Genomic DNA, 18,179 nt, shown 5'->3' with positions numbered 1-18,179 from the left:
GCCTCTGTGGAAGCATGGGTGGCGACCGGACGTCACCGTGTCCCGAGGAGGACCACCATGCCCATCGCCACCCCCGAGGTCTACGCCGACATGATCGACCGGGCCAAGGCCGGCAGCTTCGCCTACCCGGCCATCAACGTGAGCAGCAGCCAGACCTTCAACGCCGCCATCCAGGGGTTCGCGGAGGCCGGCTCGGACGGCATCATCCAGGTCTCGACCGGAGGCGCGGAGTACTGGTCCGGCCAGGGGGTGAAGGACATGGTGACCGGGGCCATGGCCTTCAGCGCCTTCGCCCACGAGGTCGCCAAGAAGTACGACGTCAACATCGCCCTGCACACCGACCACTGCCCGAAGGACAAGCTCGACGGCTTCGTCCGGCCGTTGCTGGCGGCCTCGGTCGAGCGGGTCCAGCAGGGTGGGCTGCCCTACTTCCAGTCGCACATGTGGGACGGCTCCGCGACCCCGCTGGAGGAGAACCTCCAGATCGCCGAGGAGCTGCTGGAGCAGTGCCGGCAGGCCAAGATCATCCTCGAGGTCGAGATCGGTGTCGTCGGTGGCGAGGAGGACGGTGTCGCCAACGAGATCAACGACCAGCTCTACACGACCCCGGAGGACGCGGTCGCGACCATCGAGGCGCTCGGCACGGGCGACCAGGGCCGCTACCTCACGGCCCTGACCTTCGGCAACGTCCACGGCGTCTACAAGCCGGGCAACGTCAAGCTGCGTCCGGAGATCCTGCAGACCGCCCAGGAGGCGGCCGCCACGGCTCTGGGCCGCGACGCCGAGAGCCGGCCGTTCGACCTCGTGTTCCACGGTGGCTCCGGCTCCAGCGCCCAGGAGATCTCGGACGCCGTCGACTACGGCGTCGTCAAGATGAACATCGACACGGACACGCAGTACGCCTTCACCCGCCCGGTCGCCGGCTTCATGCTCAGCAACTACGAGGGCGTGCTCAAGGTGGACGGCGAGGTCGGCAACAAGAAGCAGTACGACCCGCGGGCCTGGGGCAAGGTCGCCGAGAACGCGATGACGGCCCGGGTCGTCGAGGCCTGCGAGAACCTGCGCTCCGCCGGGACCCACCGGTGACCGGCGGCGTCGGGTCGGCCGACCTGCTGGGGATCCCCCCGACCGAGCTGCCCGAGGACCCCGCGACCCGGGCACTCGCCGAGGGTGACCCGCGGGCGGTCGCCGCGGCATACCCGAGCTCGTGCCTGGCCTGGGCGATGCTGGCCGAGGACGCCCTGCACGAGGGGGACGACGTGTCGGCCTACGCCTTCGCACGGACCGGCTACCACCGGGGGCTGGACCAGCTGCGCCGGGCCGGGTGGCGCGGGCAGGGACCGGTGCCCTGGGAGCACGAGCCCAACCAGGGGTTCCTGCGGGCCCTGGCGTCCTTGGCCGCGGCGGCGGGCCGCATCGGGGAGACCGAGGAGCAGCACCGGTGCACGGAGTTCCTCCGGGCGTCCTCGGCGACGGCCGCGCGCGAGCTCGGCTGCTGAACCGACGGGGTTGCGGGCGGCGCCCGGGTCCGTGACCGCCCCGGGTGCCGCCCGCTCCCCATGAGTCGGAGCGATCGCGTCCCCTGACGTGCGGTCCGACCTGGACATCCAAGCACGCTCGCGCACGCGCAGCTGTCCCTTGGCTGCCACTGGCGCTATCCTGCCATAGATGAATGCTCAACCACAGACGGTCGGGCTGTCGGCGGACGTCGAGCAGCTCTACCGCCACGTCCTGCGCTCGGCGCCCGCCACCCTGCCGCAGCACGCCGAGGCGATGGGCTGGCAGCTGCGCGACGCCCAGCGCGCCATGGGGGACCTGGAGCGCCTGCGCCTCGCCCGACGGGTCTCCGGCGACCTGGTGAAGGTGGACGACCCGCGGGCCGGCGTGGGCCGGTTGCTGGACACCGAGGAGGCGGACCTCGACGAGCGGCGGCGGCAGCTGCTCAGCCTCCGGGAGTCCCTGGAGAGCTTCGAGTCCGACTACCGACGCGGGCTGCAGCTCTCCGGCCCGAGGGTGCCGCCCTGGGAGCAGGTGGCGCCCTCCGAGGCGGCGCCGGTGGTCGAGCACCTCTCCCGGACCTCGCGCGGACCCATCCTCCAGGTCACCACCGGTCCCGCGTACGACGAGGGCGTCCGGCGACGGCGGGAGGAGGCGGCGGGGGGCGCTCGCGAGCTGCGCTCGATCTTCCCCCTGTCCGTCCTGACCGACCCGCAGTGGCACTCCTCCGCCCAGCGACGGGCCGGGTCGGGCGAGCAGCAGCGCTACCTCCCCGACGACGCCATCGGGGTCGAGTTCGGCGTCTTCGGGCGCTCGGGGGTGATGCTCAAGGAGGCGGGCGAGGACGCCGACCACCTGCTGCTGCGGCCACCGGCCATCATCGACGCCTTCACCACCCTCTTCGACGAGCTCTGGCGGCGGGCGGAGCCGGTGCTGTCCCGGGACGCCTCGGCGCAGGACGTCAAGCTCCTGGAGCTGCTCTCCCTCGGCTTCAAGGACGAGGCGATCGCGCGGCAGATGGGCCTGGGTCTGCGTACCGTGCGGCGTCGGATCGCCGCCCTCATGGAGGAGCACGGATCGGACACCCGCTTCCAGCTGGGGCTGGCCGTCAGCCGGCGCGGGCTCGTCGACTGAGTCGTGGTCGGGGCGGGGCCCGGACGTCGATAGAGTGAGGCGTCAGCAGCCCCGAGAGGAAGGCATCCAGCCATGCCAGCGATCGTCCTGATCGGCACCCAGTGGGGTGACGAGGGAAAGGGCAAGGCGACCGACCTGCTGGGCTCCGACATCGACTACGTCGTGAAGTTCAACGGGGGCAACAACGCCGGCCACACGGTGGTCATCGGGGACCAGAAGTACGCCCTGCACCTGCTGCCGAGCGGGATCCTGTCGCCGGGCTGCACGCCGGTCATCGGCAACGGCGTCGTCGTGGACCTGGCGGTGCTCATCGAGGAGCTGGACGCCCTGGAGGCACGGGGCATCGACACCTCGCTGCTGCGCATCAGCGCGAGCGCGCACGTCATACCGCCCTACAACCGGACGCTCGACAAGGTGACCGAGCGCTTCCTCGGCAAGCGGCGCATCGGCACCACCGGCCGCGGCATCGGCCCGACCTACGCCGACAAGATGAGCCGGGTCGGCATCCGCGTGCAGGACCTCTACGACGAGTCCATCCTGCGGCAGAAGGTCGAGGCGGCCCTCGAGGTCAAGAACCAGATGCTGCTCAAGATCTACAACCGGCGCGCCGTCGAGGTCGACGAGGTCCTGGAGGAGCTGCTGCGGCACGCCGAGCGCATCCGCCCCATGGTGACCGACACCGTCCTCGAGCTCGGGCAGGCGCTCGACGAGGGCCGGACCGTCCTCTTCGAGGCGGGGCAGGCGACCCTGCTCGACGTGGACCACGGCACCTATCCCTTCGTCACGTCGTCCAACGCGACCGCCGGTGGGGCCTGCACGGGCTCGGGCGTCCCCCCCACCCGGATCGACCGGGTGGTCGGGGTGTTCAAGGCCTACACGACGCGGGTCGGCGAGGGACCGTTCCCCACCGAGCTCGAGGACGAGCACGGCGACCACCTGCGCACCGTGGGCGCGGAGTTCGGCACGACGACGGGCCGGCCACGCCGGTGCGGGTGGGCGGACGTCGTCATCGGGCGCTACGCCCGCCGCGTCAACGGGCTCACCGACATCGTGCTGACCAAGCTCGACGTCCTCACCGGCCTCGACACCATCCCCGTCTGCGTCGCCTACGACGTGCAGGGCGAGCGCGTCGAGGAGATGCCGGTCAACCAGTCCGACGTCCACCACGCGACCCCGGTCTACGAGGAGCTCCCCGGCTGGAGCGAGGACATCACCGGGGCCCGGGAGTTCGACGACCTCCCCGAGGCCGCCCAGCGCTACGTCGAGCGGCTGGAGGAGCTCATCGGCACCCGGATCTCGGTCATCGGCATCGGGCCCGGGCGGGACGAGGTCATCGTGCGGCACGACCTGCTGGGCCGCGACGAGGACTGACCTGCCGGTGGGCGCGGACCCGCCACCGGGGGCGGGCGGGCCCCTGGTTCGACCCTGGACTCGACCCCGGAGGACGCGCAGCGGCGAGGGCTACTCTGACCTCCATGGACGTCACCGTGGCCACCACCTTCGACGCGCCACGGCCGCTGGTCGCCGCGGTCGCCGGTGACCCGGACCAGGCGATGCGGTGGTACGCCAACATCAGGTCGGTCCGCTGGCAGGGGCCCTCGGAGCTGGTCGAGGGGGCCCGTATCGACTTCGTGGCCCGCTTCCTCGGGAGGCAGCTGGCCTACACCTACGTCGTCGTCGAGCTGGTGCCCCAGGAGCGGATGGTCATGCGCACCGACGACGGGCCGTTCCCGATGGAGACGACCTACTGCTGGTGGGACGAGGAGCCGGGCGACGGGGGCCGGCCGCGCACCGGGATGAGCGTCCGCAACGCCGGCCGCCCCTCGGCGATGACGACGCTCGCCTCCGGCGCCGTGACCCTGGGCATGAAGCGGGCCATGCGCCGCGACCTCGAGCGCCTGCGCCTCGTGCTGCGCGAGGAGCAGGACGCGCAGGCCACCGGTTAGCCCCTCCCGCCATCTCGGGCGTGCCCCTCCCACCACCCACCGCACAGGACGCGTGCTCCGGCCGCACCAGACGCGTGTCGGGCCGACACCGGACGCGTGCGCCGTCGCAGACTGGTCCCCGACCGAGGAGGTGTGCCGGTGTCCGACCCGACGACGAGGGACCTGTGGGCGGCGGTGCACGCGGAGCGTGCGGCGTTGGCCGACCAGCTGAGCACGCTCGACGACGAGCAGTGGGCGGCGCCGAGCCTGTGCGGCCGGTGGAGCGTGCGGGAGGTGGTGGCCCACCTGACGGCGGCCGCCAGCGTGGGCCGGGTGCGCTGGCTGCTCAGCGTGCTGGGAGCGCGCCTCGACTTCGACCTGCACAACCGGCGACGTCTCGAGGAGCACCTCGGCGCCACGCCGCAGGACACGCTGGCCGGCTTCCGGCGGGTGGTCACCAGCACCACGGCGGCGTCCGGTCACACCCCGGCGTGGTTGGGCGAGGTCGTCGTGCACGGTCAGGACATACGCCGCCCGCTCGGGCTGCCGGTCACGACACCGCCGGAGCGGGCCGAGGCCGTGGCGCGCTTCTTCGTGTCGCGGGACTTCACGGTCCCCAGCCGCACCACGGCCGCCGGTCTGCGGATCCGGGCCGACGACAGCGATCTGGACGTCGGCAGCGGCCCCGAGGTCGTCGGCCCCACCCTGGCGCTCACCATGGTGCTGGCCGGTCGGGCCGCGTTCCTCGAGGACCTCCGCGGCCCTGGCGTGCCGACCCTGGCCGGGCGCCTCGACGGCTGAGCCGACGGCCTCAGGCCGGCAGGTCCCGGGTGAGGCGGGGCAGCGCCCTCTCCACCGGGCCCGGCAGGGCGGCCCCGAACGGCTCCACCACCACGGCGGCCCCGGACCGCGTCGGTCGCCGCCACGTGCCGAGGGCCCGCCCGGCCTGCACGACGGTGGGCCGGAACACCCCGTTGTTGCCCGGGACCACCGCCGCCTCCTCCTCCCGGGTGACGACCGCCCGGCGGTCGCCGTAGCCCAGCACCAGCTCGTCGAAGCCCGGCAGCAGCAGCGGGGCGGCGGTCGCCCGACGGGCACCGGCATACCTCTCCACGACGGCGGGGTCGACCCAGTGCTCGACCCCGTCGACGTCGAGGACCTCCAGCTCGTCGCGGGCGGTTCCCAGGGCCGGCGCGAGGTCGCGCTTGAGCAGCTTGGTCCACCAGAGGAAGTCAGCGGCCGGCACCGGCCCGTGGCTGCGGACGTAGCGGACGAACCACTCGAGGACGGCGGCCTCGGGCTCGAGGGTGCGGGAGGAGGTGATCCACTCCTCGGCGAGGACGAACCGTTGGGTGCGGCCCTCGGTCGGCCCCAGGCAGATCACCCCGCGCACGGCGAGGTGGAAGAGCGAGTGGTAGCCGCGGCCGGCGGCGGTGGGGTGCCCGGCGTGCTCCCAGGCCTCCACCAGGGCGTCGCGGGTCGACCCGCCGCCGGCCAACGTGGTGCGGGCCACCTCCTCGGCCCGCGCCAGGGCGGCGTCGTCCAGACCGAGCTCCTCGCGCCGGCGGGTCGTCCCGCGCAGGACCTTGGTCGCGGTGAGGCCGAGCATCCACCCGAGGTCCTCCGCCGGCACGACGAAGAGCGTGCCGCGCATGGGCCAGCTGCGCACGACCTCCGCGGCGTCGTAGGCCTCGCGGACCTCGGCGAGCCGCCGGGACCGCGTCCGCAGCGCGATCGAGGTCGTGGACCCGGGGTAGTCCTGGCCCTGCACGCAGGTGAGGTGACGGACCACCTCACCGGGGGTGGCGAGCGGCTCCACCAGGCGCTGCGAGAGCAGCCGCATGCGCGCGACGTCGTCGGTCGTCCAGCGCCTCATCGCTGCGCCCCTCCCTCCGGCGCGCGCGCCGCCCGGGCCGCGTCTGCCGCCCGCGTCAGCCACCCGGGCGTGGCGCCGTAACGCTGCGGCGGCACGAGGCGGCCGGCCGCGCAGTCCTCCACGAGCTGCCGCATCCGGCTCGCCCTGGTGGCCTCGCGCTTCGCGCTGGTCACCCAGCCGGTGACGGTCGTGCGGTAGCTCGGGGTCGCGGCCTCCCAGAACGCCCACGCCGCCGGGTCGGCCCGCAGCGCCGCCTCCTGGGCCTCCTCCAGCGGGGCGGGTGGCTGCTCGAAGGAGTAGACGGCCGTGCGCTCCGCGGTCCGTGCCTCGAAGGCGGCGATCCCGGCCGGCCGCATCCGGCCCTGCTCCAGCAGCCGTTCGACGTGCGCCACGTTGACCGCGCTCCAGATGCTGCCCCGCCGACGCGGGGTCCACCGCTGGCGGCGGCTGTCGGCGTCGATCCGCTGGCTCACGGAGTCGATCCACCCGAAGCACAGGGCCTCCGGCACCGCCTGCGCCCAGGTGAGGCCCTGCGGCTCGACGTGCTTCTTGTGCAGCCCCATCCACAGCTCGTCCGCGCTCTCGTGGTGCTCCTCGAGCCAGGCGCGGAAGTCCTCCGGCCCGTCGAAGAACACCGCCGGCCGATCCGACGTGCCGCCCGGCCTCATCGCCATGCTCAGTCGCCCCCGAAGGTGAACCGGGTGCAGTCGGTCGGGAAGTCGAACCACGCCAGCACGCGGCGTGGCTCGACGACCCGGAGACCACCGCCGTCCTCGCCGGCCCAGGAGTCCGGACCGGGGGAGTAGCCGGCCTCCGCATACTTCCCGAAGGCCTCGGACAGCCGCGCCCCCAGCCCGTCGGCGTCCGCCCGGGTGGCGTGGGAGAACCCCTCGACGATGACCACCTCGGTGCCGCTCTCGAGCGTCAGCGTGACGGCGGGGTTGGCCTCGACGTTGCGGGTGTGCCGGGTGGTCGGGGCGCCGTCGTACCAGAACCGCCCGTCCAGCCACACGCCCCAGCGCGGCACCGAGTGCGGACGGCCGTCCGGGCGGACGGAGGCCAACCAGTAGTGCTCGGCGTCGCGCAGGCGCTGCTCGACCGTGGTCCAGGCCAGCGTCCCCTCGGTCCCGGTCGGCAGGCCGTAGCCCTCCGGCAGCGTCGGACGGTCGGTGCGCGGGCTGCTCGTCGGCGGCATACCCGCACCGTAGACCCGGGGACCGACACACCGCACCGTCCTCGTCGGGTCGGTCAGGAGGTGACGTCGCGGCCCGCACGGAGCGCCGGCCGGGAGGGGTTGCCGATCGTGGCCGGCGCTGCCAGCCTGGGGGCATGAGCGGCCCGCTGGTCACGCCGAAGCTCGTGGTCCGGGGCGCCGACGACGCGATCGAGTTCTACCGCGCCGTCCTGGGCGCCCGACCGCGCTCGCGGTATGCCATGGGTGGCGCCGTCGTCCTCGCCTCGCTCGACCTGCCGCGTGGCAGCGGGCTGCAGGTCAAGGAGGCCGACGAGACCGACCCGGCGCCGCCGGAGGGCGGCGGCGGTGTGGTCCTCGACGTGCTCACCGAGGACCCGGACGCCGTGATGGGGCTGGCCCTGGACCACGGGGCCGTGGAGGTCTTCCCGGTGGCGGACCAGCCCTACGGTGCCCGCCAGGGCCGGTTCCGCGACCCCTTCGGCCACCAGTGGATCGTCGGGACCCCGGTCGCGATGACCGACGAGGAGGTCCAGGCCGCGCTCGACGCCTGGTCACGGCATACCTGACCGGTCACCGCGGCTCCGTGCGCCCGCCGCCCTCCGGCGGGGCGCCGGCGACGGGCTCAGCCCACCCACACCCGGGCGTTGCGGAACATCCGCAGCCAGGGGCTCTCCTGCGCGAGCGGCCCGGACGTCCACGACAGCTGGGCGTTGCGCGTGACCCGCTCCGGGTGCGGCATCATCGCGGTGAACCGACCGTCCGGCGTGGTGACGGCGGTGAGCCCGCCGGGGGAGCCGTTCGGGTTGGCCGGGTAGGCCGTCGCCACCGCTCCCTGGCCGTCGACGTAGCGCAGGGCCGCCGCCACGGTGGCCTCGTCCCCCTGCCGGGAGAAGTCGGCGCGTCCCTCGCCGTGCGCCACGGCGATGGGCAGCCGCGACCCGGCCATCCCCGCGAGGAAGAGCGCGGGGCTGTCGAGGACCTCGACCTGGGAGAGGCGCGCCTCGTACTGCTCGCTGCGGTTGCGCACGAAGCGGGGCCAGGCGGCCGCACCGGGGATCAGCCCGGCGAGCGCGGCGAACATCTGGCACCCGTTGCACAGCCCCAGGGCGAAGGTGTCCGGACGGGCGAAGAAGCCGGAGAAGGCCTCGGTGAGACGTGGGCTGAAGAGGACCGAGCGGGCCCAGCCCTCGCCGGCCCCCAGCGTGTCGCCGTAGGAGAAGCCGCCGGCCGCGACCAACCCGACCAGCCCGGGGTCGGACAGGTCGACCCGCCCCGCCTGCAGGTCGGTCATGTGCACGTCCACCGCGTCGAAGCCGGCCCGGTGGAAGGCGTAGGCGGTCTCCACGTGGCTGTTGACGCCCTGCTCGCGCAGGACCGCCACGCGGGGTCGGGCCCCGCGCGAGAGGTAGGGCGCGGCCACGTCGTCGGTCGGGTCGAAGCTCGGTGCCACCTGCAGGCCGGGCTCGTCGCGGCCCACGGCGGCGTGCTCCTCGTCGGCGCAGCCCGGGTGGTCGCGCAGCGACGCGATCCGCCACGACACCTCGTCCCAGGCCTGCGCGAGGTCGGCGAGGGGCTCGTCGAGCAGGAGGTGCTCGGGCGTGCCCCCGACGCCCGTCCGGTGCGGCGCTCCCGCGCCGTCCACCCCGCGCACCCGCACGTGGCGCTCCGGGGTCGAGCGGCCGAGCACGCCGGTGAGCTCCAGCAGCCCGTGGGTGCGCAGCACGTCCTGCGCCTCGGGGACCCGGCCGGCGGGCACCTCCAGCACGACGCCCAGCTCCTCGGTGAACAGCGCGGCCGGCCCGCCGCCCGACGGGACGGCGACGTCGAGCCCCACCCCGCCGGCGAGCGCCATCTCGACCAGCGTCGCCCACAGCCCCCCGTCCGAGCGGTCGTGGTATGCCGTGACGAGCCCCCGCGCCCGCAGCTCGGACAGCGCGGCGGCGAGGCCGGTGAGGCGCGCCGGGTCGTCGAGGTCCGGGACGGCGCCGCCGAACGCGCCCCGCACCTGGGCCAGGACGGAGCCCCCGAGGCGGTCCGCCCCGGCCCCGAGGTCGACGAGCAGCAGCTCGGACCCGGCGTGCAGCTGCGGCGTGAGGGTGCCTCCGACGTCGGGCAGGGAGGCGAAGGCCGAGACGACCAGCGAGACCGGGGAGGTGACCTGCTGCTGCGTCCCCCGCTCGTCGGCCCACCGGGTGCGCATCGACAACGAGTCCTTGCCCACGGGCACGGAGACGTCCAGGGCGGGGCACAGCTCGAGCGCGACGGCCCGGACGGTGTCGTGCAGCGCGGCGTCCTCCCCGGGCTCGCCGCAGGCGGCCATCCAGTTGCAGGACAGCTTCACCCCGGACAGCGGTGAGCCGTCGTCCAGGGGGGTGACGGGCGCGGCGAGCAGGTTGGTCAGGGCCTCGCCGACGGCCATCCGGCCGGAGGCGGGCGCGTCGACGGCGGCGAGCGGCATCCGTTCCCCGCTGGCCATGGCCTGGCCGGCGAGCCCGAGGTGGTCCGACAGCGTGACCGCGACGTCGGCGACCGGCACCTGCCACGGCCCGACCATCTGGTCGCGGTGGGTGAGCCCGCCGACGGTGCGGTCGCCGATGGTGATGAGGAAGCGCTTGGACGCGACGCTGGGGTGCCGCAGGACGGCGTAGGCCGCCTCCCGCACCCCGGGGGCGTCGAGCCCCTCCAGGTCGAGCTCGTCGGTCCGGCGCGCCACCCGGTGCACGTCGCGGGTCATCCGCGGAGGCTTGCCCAGCAGCACCCCGAGGGGCATGTCGACGGGGGCGTCGGCGACGACGTCGCGCGCGCCCTGGCCGTCGGTGACCACCAGCTCGGTCTCCTCCTGGGCGGTGCCGACGACCGCGTAGGGGCACCGCTCGCGCTCGCAGAGGGCCGCGAAGTCCTCCAGCGAGGCCGGCGCGATCGCCAGGACGTAGCGCTCCTGGCTCTCGTTGGACCAGATCTCCTTGGGCGAGAGCCCGGACTCGGCCAGCGGCACCCGCGACAGGTCGAAGCGGGCGCCGAGCCCGGCGTCGTCCACCAGCTCGGGGAAGGCGTTGGAGAGCCCGCCCGCACCGACGTCGTGGATCGCCAGGACCGGGTTGTCCGCACCCCGCGACCAGCAGTGGTTGATGACCTCCTGCGCCCGCCGCTGCATCTCGGGGTTGCCCCGCTGCACCGAGTCGAAGTCGAGCTCGGCGGCGTTGGTGCCGGCCGCCATCGAGCTGGCCGCGCCGCCCCCCATCCCGATCCGCATGCCGGGGCCGCCGAGCTGCACCAGCAGCGTCCCGGCGGGGAAGCGCACCTTCTCGGTCTGCCCCGCGCTGATCGTCCCCAGCCCGCCGGCGCTCATGACCGGCTTGTGGTAGCCGCGGCGCACCCCGTCCACGGTCTGCTCGTAGACCCGGAAGAAGCCGCCGAGCCCGGGCCGGCCGAACTCGTTGTTGAAGGCGGCGGCCCCGAGCGGCCCGTCCAGCATGATGTCCAGCGGGGTCGCGAGGTGGTCGGGGGACCCGGGACCCGGGTCGGCGGTCTCCCAGGGTTCCTGCGTGCCGGGCAGGTGCAGGTGGGAGACCGCGAAGCCGGTCAGGCCCGCCTTGGGGGCGCTGCCGCGGCCGGTCGCGCCCTCGTCGCGGATCTCGCCCCCGGCGCCGGTCGCGGCCCCGGGGAAGGGCGAGATGGCGGTGGGGTGGTTGTGCGTCTCGACCTTCATGAGGACGTGGACGGTGTCCTCGTGCACGGCATACCGCTGCCCGTGTCCGGAGCCGTCGCCCTCGGGGCGGAACAGCGAGACCCGGCCGCCCTCCATGACCGAGGCGTTGTCCTTGTAGGCCACCACGGTGCCTCGGCCGGCAACGGCCTCGGTGTGCCGGATCATCCCGAAGAGGCTGTGCTCCTGGGCCTGGCCGTCGATGACGAAGTCCGCGTTGAAGATCTTGTGCCGGCAGTGCTCGGAGTTGGCCTGGGCGAACATCGTCAGCTCGACGTCGGTCGGGTTGCGGCGCAGCGCGGTGAACGACTCGACGAGGTAGTCGATCTCGTCCGGCGAGAGCGCCAGCCCGAAGGCCGCGTCCGCCTCCTCCAGCGCCGCGCGGCCGCGGCCGAGCACGTCCACCCGCTCCATCGGCGCGGCCTCGCGCTCGGCGAAGAGCAGTGCGGTCGCCTCGCGGGTGGGCAGCGCCGACTCCGTCATCCGGTCGTGGAGCACCTCCGCGCAGGCGGTCCAGGTGGGCTCGTCCAGCGGGCCGCCGTCCAGCACGAGGTGGAACTCCGTCACCCGCTCGACGCGGCGCACGGCGAGGCCGCAGCTGTGCAGGATGTCGGTCGCCTTGCTGGACCACGGCGAGATGGTGCCGAGCCGGGGGGAGACGACGACGAGCGAGGTATGCCGTGACGCGCCCGCCCCGTCGCGCTCGACCGCGTCGCCGGTCCAGGGCTCGCCGTGGTCGAGGATGGCGGTCAGGGCCTCCCGCTCGGCGGGTGCCGGCTCCTCGTGCGTCGCGACCACGTGGACGTGGCGGGCGGTCAGCGCGGCGACCTGCGGGGCCACCCGTCGCAGCCGGCGGAGCAGGCCCTCGGTGCGGAAGGGGGACAGGGCGGACCCGCCCGGCACGGTGGTGAGGACGAGGTCGGGGGCGGCCATGTCGGTGCGGCTCCTGGCGGGTGTGGGGCGGCCGGTCAGGACCGGGGGCGGAAGGTCAGGCCGGTGAGGGCCTCGTAGGCCTCGACGTAGCGGGACCGGGTGAGCTGGACGACGTCCTCGGGCAGGGCGGGCGGAGGGGTGTCGGACGCCCGGTCCCAGCCGCTCGCGGGCGAGGTGAGCCAGTCGCGCAGCACCTGCTTGTCGTAGGACGTCTGGGGACGCCCCGGCTCCCAGTCCGCCGCCCGCCAGAAGCGTGAGGAGTCCGGGGTGAGGACCTCGTCGGCGAGCCGGATCTCGAGCAGGTCGGGATCGACCGCCCGCCAGTCGGTGCGGCCGTCCGCGCCGGGAGCGGGCAGCTGGGCGGGGTCGACGCCGAACTCGACCTTGGTGTCGGCGATGAGGATGCCGCGCGCGGCGGCGACCTGGTCCCCGCGCGCCAGGATCGCCACCGTGAGGTCGCGCAGCCGGTCGGCCAGCCCGGGGCCGACGAGGTCCGCGACCTGCTCCAGGCTGATCGGCTCGTCGTGCTCGCCCTGCGGTGCCTTGGTGCTCGGGGTGAAGACCGGCTCCGGCAGGCGCGAGCCGTCGACCAGGCCGTGGGGCAGCCGCACCCCGGAGACGGTGCCCGTGGCGGCGTACTCGGCGAGCCCGCCTCCGGTGAGGTAGGCGCGGGCGACGCACTCCACCGGCAGCATCGTCAGCCGGCGCACGTAGACGGCCCGTCCGGCGACCTCGTCCGGCACGTCGGTGGACAGGACGTGGTGCGGGACGAGGTCGGCGAGCTGGTCGAACCACCAGAGCGACATCTGGGTGAGGATCGCGCCCTTGTCCGGGACCGGCGTCGCGAGGACGTGGTCGTAGGCGCTGATGCGGTCCGAGGCGACCAGCAGCAGGCGGGTGTCGTCGCGCCGACCGGTCGTCGGGTCGGTCGGGGCGTAGAGGCCGCGGACCTTGCCGGAGTAGAGCAGCTCGTGCCCGGGGATGCTCAGGGTCATCTCAGTCCTCCTGCGGGACGCGCACGCGGCCCTGGGCGGCGGCCAGCGCGATGTCAGGGCGGGAGTGGCCACCGCGCAGGTGGATCCGGCCCACCGCCGCGTAGGCCTGCTCGCGCGCCCGCGGCAGGTCCTCGGCGACCGCGACCACGCTGAGCACCCGGCCCCCCGAGGAGACGAGGGCGCCGTGGTCGTCGGTGGCCGTGCCGGCGTGCAGGACGTGCACCCCCTCCACCTGCTCGGCCTGCTCGGTCCCGCCGACCGGGTCGCCGGTGGTGGGCCTGCCGGGGTAGTGCTCGGCGGCGACGACGACGTTGACCCCGGTGCTCGGGTCCCACTCCAGCGGCGCCAGCGCGCCCAGCTCGCCGCGGGCCGCCGCCCGCAGGACGCCGGCAAGCGGCGTACGCAGACGGGCCAGGACCACCTGGGTCTCGGGGTCGCCGAAGCGGGCGTTGAACTCGACCACCCGCGGACCCGACCGGGTCAGCGCCAGGCCCACGTAGAGGACGCCGACGAACGGCATACCCCGCCGGGCCATCTCCGCCACCGTCGGCCGGGCGACGGTGCGCAGGACCTCGGGCACCAGGTCCTCCGGGACCCAGGTGAGCGGCGAGTAGGCGCCCATGCCGCCGGTATTGGGGCCGGTGTCGCCCTCGCCGACCCGCTTGAAGTCCTGCGCCGGCTCCAGCGCGACGACCTCGGCGCCGTCGCTCAGGCAGAAGAGCGAGACCTCGGGGCCGTCGAGGTGGTCCTCCACCACGACCCGGCCGCCCTCGCGGGACAGGCAGGCGGCCGCGTGCTCGAGGGCCGCGTCCCGGTCCTCGGTCACCACGACCCCCTTGCCGGCGGCGAGACCGTCCTCCTTGACGACGTAGGGCGCACCGGTGGCCTCCAGGGCCTGCTCGACCTGGGCGACGTCGGTGCACACGTGCGCGGCCGCGGTCGGGACCCCGGCGGCGGCCATGACCTCCTTGGCGAACGACTTGCTGCCCTCCAGCAGGGCGGCGCGGGCGCTGGGCCCGAAGCAGTCGACACCGGCAGCGCGCACGGCGTCGGCCACCCCGGCCACCAGCGGTGCCTCCGGCCCGACGACGACGAGGTCCGCGTCGTGCGCGCGGGCGGCGGTGACGACCGCTGCGGGGTCCGCCGGGTCGCCCGGCAGGCACCGCGCGAGCGCGGCGATCCCGGGGTTGCCGGGCAGGGCGAGCACCTCGTCGACCGAGGGATCGCGGGCCAGGGAGCGGACCAGGGCGTGCTCACGCGCGCCCGAGCCGAGGACGAGGACCACCACGGGCCAGCAGCCTATCGGCCCCGGGCACCACGAGGCGCCGCGGGTGGGACGGAGGGGGCGGGTGCGGGCGGGCCCGCGGACGAGGATGACCCTCCTGGGAGGCAGGGGGGATATCTCCCAGGAGGGCCATCGGCAGGGCAGGGTCGACACGGGCTGATGGGGGGCTGCCCGCGCGACTCACACGATCCCTGCGCCGGTCGTAACCGACCTCCCCACAGTGGCACACGACGAGGGCGATGTCACGCCACGGCACGTCGGGATGTCGCCGTTGGCGGACATCCGACATCATGAGGGGATGGACGCCCAGCCCCCCGCACGCCTGCACGGCGCGGCCTACGAGGACTTCGTCTCGGGGGTGTTCCGCCGGGCGGTGCGTCTCGGCAGCCCCTCGCGACCCGCCCTCCGGGACGCCGGCCTCACGGACGAGGAGATCGACGTGGCCACGGCCGAGCTGGAGGCGCGGGGGTTCCTGCGGTCCGGTGGCACGCCGGGGACCTGGGACGTGGTGCCGCCGCGCGAGGCGGTGGCCCGGTATGCCGCCGAGACCGAGCATCGGCTGCGGCTGGCCCGGGCCACGGCCGGGGAGCTGGAACGGGCGTGGCGACGGGCGGCCGACGGCGGGGTGCAGCGGGTCGTCCCCGGCATGGACTTCCTCGGGGGGGTCGACGACATCGTGGGCCGGATCGCCGCGATGCACCTGGCCACGACCGAGCGCCTCTGGTGGGCGATCGACGGCTCGGTGGCCAGCCGCAGGCTGCTCGAGCTCGCGGCCGACGACCCCGGGCTGCTGTCCGTGCGGCCGGGGGTCGACCGGCGGCTGATCCTCGACACCGGGCTGCTGGAGCTGCCCGCCACGGTGGCGGTCATGGAGCAGGCCGTGCGCGACGGCGCCCTCGTCCGGACCGGCAACGGGGTGCCGGTGACCGCGGTCGTCTGCGACGACGACGCCACGCTCGTGGACATCAGCCGGTTCGACCCCGAGGGGGTCGGGTCCTTCGAGGCCCGGATGGAGGCCCCGGTGGCCGCCGTCGCGAGCCTCATCGAGCGGACCTGGCTGCTGGCGGCCCCCTACGGTGAGATGCGCGACGCCAACCGGCGCAAGGAGGAGGGCGGGTCGGCGGCACCGCTGGACGAGCGCGACCAGACCATCCTCACCCTCCTCGTCAGCGGGGCGTCGGACCAGGTGATCGCCCGGCGGTGCGACATCTCCGTGCGCACCGTCGAGCGCCGCGTGCGCTACATCATGGAGCACCTCGGGGCGGCCACCCGGTTCCACGCCGGCGCCCAGGCGGTCCGCCGTGGCTGGGTCTGACACCGCGGACCGATAGACTGCCGACTTTGCGGGGGCCGCCGTGGCGGCGCTGCGCCCCGGGAGATCGCACGGAAGGTGGGCGGATGACCGAGCTGGCGACGACCGACCAGGCGGTCGCGGCCGAGATCGCCGCGGAGCAGGCGCACGTGGACAAGGTCTACGCCGAGCTCGGCAAGGCTGCCGCCCGCGTCGAGCTGGTGCACGCGGAGGGCATGGCCAGGGGGCAGACCGACCGCCGGGGCACCGGTGACCCCCGGGAGGAGGAGATGGCCGGGCTGTTCGAGCGGGACGCCCTCGTCTACTCCGCCAGCAAGCGGCGGGCCTCGCTCGAGCACCAGCACGAGGGGCTCGTCTTCGGTCGGCTCGACCTGGAGCACGAGGTGCCCGACGAGCAGGGAGCCACCCGCGAGGTGCGCTACGTCGGCCGGCTCGGGGTGCGCGACGACGACTACGAGCCGCTCGTGGTGGACTGGCGGGCGCCGGCCGCCGCACCGTTCTACCGCGCCACCCCGGTCGACCCGCAGGGCGTCCTGCGCCGGCGGGTGCTGCGCTGCCAGGGGGTCCAGGTCGTCGGTGTCGAGGACGACCTCATGGTGGCCGAGCCGCCGGAGGACGTCGTCGTGGTCGGCGACGGCGCCCTGCTCGCCGCGCTGACCCGCAGCCGCGGCGCCCGGATGCGCGACATCGTCGCCACCATCCAGCACCACCAGGACGAGGCCATCCGGGCACCCGCCCGGGGCGTCACCGAGATCACCGGGGGCCCGGGCACCGGGAAGACCGTGGTCGCGCTGCACCGCGCGGCCTACCTGCTCTACTCCGACCGTCGCAGGTTCGAGGGCGGCGGGGTGCTCGTCGTCGGCCCGTCCGCCGCCTACACCGCCTACATCGAGCGGGTCCTGCCCTCGTTGGGCGAGGACTCGGTCGTGCTGCGCTCGCTCGGGGACGTGCTCGGCGGCATCACCGCCACCCGGCTGGACCCACCGGCGGTCGCGGCGACCAAGGGCAGCCTGCGCGTCCGTCGGCTGCTCGCCCGGCTGGTCCGGGAGCCGATCCCGGACGCGCCCCTGCAGCTGCGCACCTTCGTCGCCGGTCACGCCATCCGCCTGGACGCCCCGGACCTCGACCGGGCGCGGGCCCAGGTGCTGCGCCACCACCACCGCAACGCCGGCTACGATGCGGCGGTGGAGGCGCTGGCGCAGCTGGCCTGGGCCCAGGTCGAGCACGGCGAGCGCGACGACTTCCTCGACCGGTTCCGCGACTCGGGTGACGTCGAGGCGTTCATGCGGCACTGGTGGCGCCCCCTCGACCCCCGCGAGATGCTGCTCTGGCTCGCCGACGAGGGCCTCGTCCGGCGTCTCGGGGGGCTCGACGCCGGCGCCGCAGCCGGTCTCGCGGCGTCCTACCAGGAGGCCCTGCGGCTCGGGACGTGGACGGTGGCCGACGTCGCCCTCGTCGACGACCTCGCCGCCCGGCTCGGACCCGTGGTGGACCTGCCCAGCGAGGAGCGCGGGTTCTACGAGATCGAGGAGCTGGACGACGCCAGCCAGTACGGCGTCTCCGCCCTGCGGGTCGGCGCGGACGGCGGGACCGAGGCGACGGGGGCGCCCGGTCGGGGTCAGCGGGTGTCCGCCGACCCGCGCGAGCGGCTGCTCGCCGGGCGGGTGGGTGAGTCGGAGGAGTACGCCCACGTCCTGGTCGACGAGGCGCAGGACCTCTCCCCGATGCAGTGGCGGATGCTCGGGCGGCGCGGTCGGTGGGCCTCGTGGACCGTCGTGGGCGACCTGGCCCAGGCCTCGTGGGACGACCTCGCCGAGGCCCGGCAGGCCCGCGAGGAGGCCTTCGGCAGCGCGCCGCGCCGGGCCTTCCACATGGACACCAACTACCGCAACGCCCGCGAGATCTTCGACCTGGCGGCGCGGCTCATCACCGAGCACGTGCCCGACGCCGACATCCCGCAGGCGGTGCGGGAGACCGGTCACGAGCCGCGGGACGTCACGGTGTGGGCGGAGGAGACACCGGCCCGGGTGGCCGAGGAGGTGGCGGAGCTGCGGGCGCTGGTGTCCGGCGCGGTCGCGGTCATCGCCCCCTGGTCCTGGCACGAGCGGCTCGCCCCGGTGGTCGCCGGTGAGCAGGTGGTCCTCGTCGACCCGCTGTCGACCAAGGGCCTGGAGTACGACGCCACCGTGGTGGTGGACCCCGACGCCGTCGTCCGGGAGGCGCCGGGAGGGGTGCGGGCCCTCTACGTCGTGCTCACGCGGGCCGCGCACCGCATGACGGTGCTGCGCCCCGAGGCCACGGGGGTTCCTGCGGCGCTCTAG

15 protein-coding genes are annotated in these 18,179 nt (G+C 74.7%); 9 read left to right on the top strand and 6 right to left on the bottom strand.

What is annotated here, in order from left to right:
• Positions 1-57: 57 nt before the first annotated feature.
• From fbaA to AVL62_RS13435, 6 genes are all read left to right on the top strand, one after another.
• Entirely contained in the window at positions 58-1,086 is a 1,029-nt protein-coding gene (fbaA, locus tag AVL62_RS13460) for a class II fructose-bisphosphate aldolase (protein ID WP_058892164.1), read from the top strand.
• The gene (locus AVL62_RS13455; protein ID WP_058892163.1) at positions 1,083-1,499 is read left to right on the top strand and encodes a DUF3151 domain-containing protein; all 417 of its coding nucleotides are present in this window, start codon (positions 1,083-1,085) and stop codon (positions 1,497-1,499) included. The genes fbaA and AVL62_RS13455 overlap by 4 nt, the downstream gene beginning before the upstream one ends.
• 169 nt (positions 1,500-1,668) lie before the next feature.
• Positions 1,669-2,631, top strand: a complete 963-nt coding sequence (locus AVL62_RS13450) for a hypothetical protein (protein WP_058892162.1) — start codon at positions 1,669-1,671, stop codon at positions 2,629-2,631.
• Between the two features lie 72 nt (positions 2,632-2,703).
• A complete protein-coding gene (locus AVL62_RS13445) occupies positions 2,704-4,002 on the top strand; it encodes an adenylosuccinate synthase (protein ID WP_058892161.1) in 1,299 nt (432 codons plus the stop codon).
• Between the two features lie 104 nt (positions 4,003-4,106).
• On the top strand, positions 4,107-4,577 hold the full coding sequence (locus AVL62_RS13440) for an SRPBCC family protein (RefSeq protein ID WP_058892160.1): 471 nt from the start codon (positions 4,107-4,109) through the stop codon (positions 4,575-4,577).
• Positions 4,578-4,715: 138 nt separating this feature from the next.
• A complete protein-coding gene (locus tag AVL62_RS13435) occupies positions 4,716-5,357 on the top strand; it encodes a maleylpyruvate isomerase family mycothiol-dependent enzyme (protein WP_058892313.1) in 642 nt (213 codons plus the stop codon).
• A gap of 10 nt (positions 5,358-5,367) precedes the next feature.
• On the opposite strand, the gene AVL62_RS13430 is transcribed toward AVL62_RS13435, so the two are convergent.
• Genes AVL62_RS13430 through AVL62_RS13420 form a run of 3 tightly spaced genes read right to left on the bottom strand, consistent with a single transcriptional unit; the run spans position 5,368 to position 7,627 of the window.
• Positions 5,368-6,432, bottom strand: coding sequence for a winged helix DNA-binding domain-containing protein (locus AVL62_RS13430; RefSeq protein WP_058892159.1), 1,065 nt, complete (start codon positions 6,430-6,432; stop codon positions 5,368-5,370).
• Positions 6,429-7,106 carry a YdeI/OmpD-associated family protein gene (locus tag AVL62_RS13425; RefSeq protein ID WP_083518956.1) on the bottom strand — a complete coding sequence of 226 codons (678 nt, stop codon included), beginning with the start codon at positions 7,104-7,106 and terminating at the stop codon, positions 6,429-6,431. The genes AVL62_RS13430 and AVL62_RS13425 overlap by 4 nt, the downstream gene beginning before the upstream one ends.
• Before the next feature lie 2 nt (positions 7,107-7,108).
• Positions 7,109-7,627, bottom strand: a complete 519-nt coding sequence (locus AVL62_RS13420; protein WP_058892158.1) for a pyridoxamine 5'-phosphate oxidase family protein — start codon at positions 7,625-7,627, stop codon at positions 7,109-7,111.
• 134 nt (positions 7,628-7,761) lie between these two features.
• Here AVL62_RS13420 and AVL62_RS13415 point away from each other — a divergent pair, with 134 nt between their 5' ends.
• A complete protein-coding gene (locus AVL62_RS13415) occupies positions 7,762-8,193 on the top strand; it encodes a VOC family protein (protein WP_058892157.1) in 432 nt (143 codons plus the stop codon).
• 56 nt (positions 8,194-8,249) lie between these two features.
• Here the strand turns inward: AVL62_RS13415 and purL are convergent, their stop codons facing one another.
• The 3 genes from purL to purD are packed head-to-tail and all read right to left on the bottom strand — an operon-like array spanning position 8,250 to position 14,549.
• Positions 8,250-12,266 carry a phosphoribosylformylglycinamidine synthase gene (gene purL / locus AVL62_RS13410; protein ID WP_058892156.1) on the bottom strand — a complete coding sequence of 1,339 codons (4,017 nt, stop codon included), beginning with the start codon at positions 12,264-12,266 and terminating at the stop codon, positions 8,250-8,252.
• Positions 12,267-12,301: 35 nt separating this feature from the next.
• On the bottom strand, positions 12,302-13,261 hold the full coding sequence (locus AVL62_RS13405; protein ID WP_058892155.1) for a phosphoribosylaminoimidazolesuccinocarboxamide synthase: 960 nt from the start codon (positions 13,259-13,261) through the stop codon (positions 12,302-12,304).
• A 1-nt stretch (position 13,262) separates the two neighbouring features.
• Positions 13,263-14,549 (bottom strand): phosphoribosylamine--glycine ligase, encoded by a 1,287-nt coding sequence (gene purD, locus AVL62_RS13400; RefSeq protein ID WP_058892154.1) that lies wholly within the window; start codon positions 14,547-14,549, stop codon positions 13,263-13,265.
• A gap of 295 nt (positions 14,550-14,844) precedes the next feature.
• On the opposite strand from purD, the gene AVL62_RS13395 reads away from it, so the two are divergent.
• Entirely contained in the window at positions 14,845-15,861 is a 1,017-nt protein-coding gene (locus tag AVL62_RS13395) for a helix-turn-helix transcriptional regulator (RefSeq protein WP_058892153.1), read from the top strand.
• An 83-nt stretch (positions 15,862-15,944) separates the two neighbouring features.
• A complete protein-coding gene (locus AVL62_RS13390; protein WP_058892152.1) occupies positions 15,945-18,179 on the top strand; it encodes a HelD family protein in 2,235 nt (744 codons plus the stop codon).

Source organism: Serinicoccus chungangensis (assembly GCF_001483745.1).
Classification (GTDB): Bacteria; Actinomycetota; Actinomycetes; order Actinomycetales; family Dermatophilaceae; genus Ornithinicoccus; species Ornithinicoccus chungangensis_A.
This window is presented reverse-complemented; position numbering and strand designations above follow the sequence as displayed.

What these genes read in the sequence shown, in the direction of transcription:
- AVL62_RS13420 (WP_058892158.1), bottom strand. Translation starts at nt 7,627, where the DNA reads ATGCCGCCGACGAGCAGCCCGCGCACCGACCGTCCGACGCTGCCGGAG.
- AVL62_RS13440 (WP_058892160.1), top strand. Translation starts at nt 4,107, where the DNA reads ATGGACGTCACCGTGGCCACCACCTTCGACGCGCCACGGCCGCTGGTC.
- purL (WP_058892156.1), bottom strand. Translation starts at nt 12,266, where the DNA reads ATGGCCGCCCCCGACCTCGTCCTCACCACCGTGCCGGGCGGGTCCGCC.
- AVL62_RS13405 (WP_058892155.1), bottom strand. Translation starts at nt 13,261, where the DNA reads ATGACCCTGAGCATCCCCGGGCACGAGCTGCTCTACTCCGGCAAGGTC.
- AVL62_RS13395 (WP_058892153.1), top strand. Translation starts at nt 14,845, where the DNA reads ATGGACGCCCAGCCCCCCGCACGCCTGCACGGCGCGGCCTACGAGGAC.
- AVL62_RS13450 (WP_058892162.1), top strand. Translation starts at nt 1,669, where the DNA reads ATGAATGCTCAACCACAGACGGTCGGGCTGTCGGCGGACGTCGAGCAG.
- AVL62_RS13445 (WP_058892161.1), top strand. Translation starts at nt 2,704, where the DNA reads ATGCCAGCGATCGTCCTGATCGGCACCCAGTGGGGTGACGAGGGAAAG.
- fbaA (WP_058892164.1), top strand. Translation starts at nt 58, where the DNA reads ATGCCCATCGCCACCCCCGAGGTCTACGCCGACATGATCGACCGGGCC.
- AVL62_RS13425 (WP_083518956.1), bottom strand. Translation starts at nt 7,106, where the DNA reads ATGGCGATGAGGCCGGGCGGCACGTCGGATCGGCCGGCGGTGTTCTTC.
- AVL62_RS13415 (WP_058892157.1), top strand. Translation starts at nt 7,762, where the DNA reads ATGAGCGGCCCGCTGGTCACGCCGAAGCTCGTGGTCCGGGGCGCCGAC.
- AVL62_RS13430 (WP_058892159.1), bottom strand. Translation starts at nt 6,432, where the DNA reads ATGAGGCGCTGGACGACCGACGACGTCGCGCGCATGCGGCTGCTCTCG.
- AVL62_RS13390 (WP_058892152.1), top strand. Translation starts at nt 15,945, where the DNA reads ATGACCGAGCTGGCGACGACCGACCAGGCGGTCGCGGCCGAGATCGCC.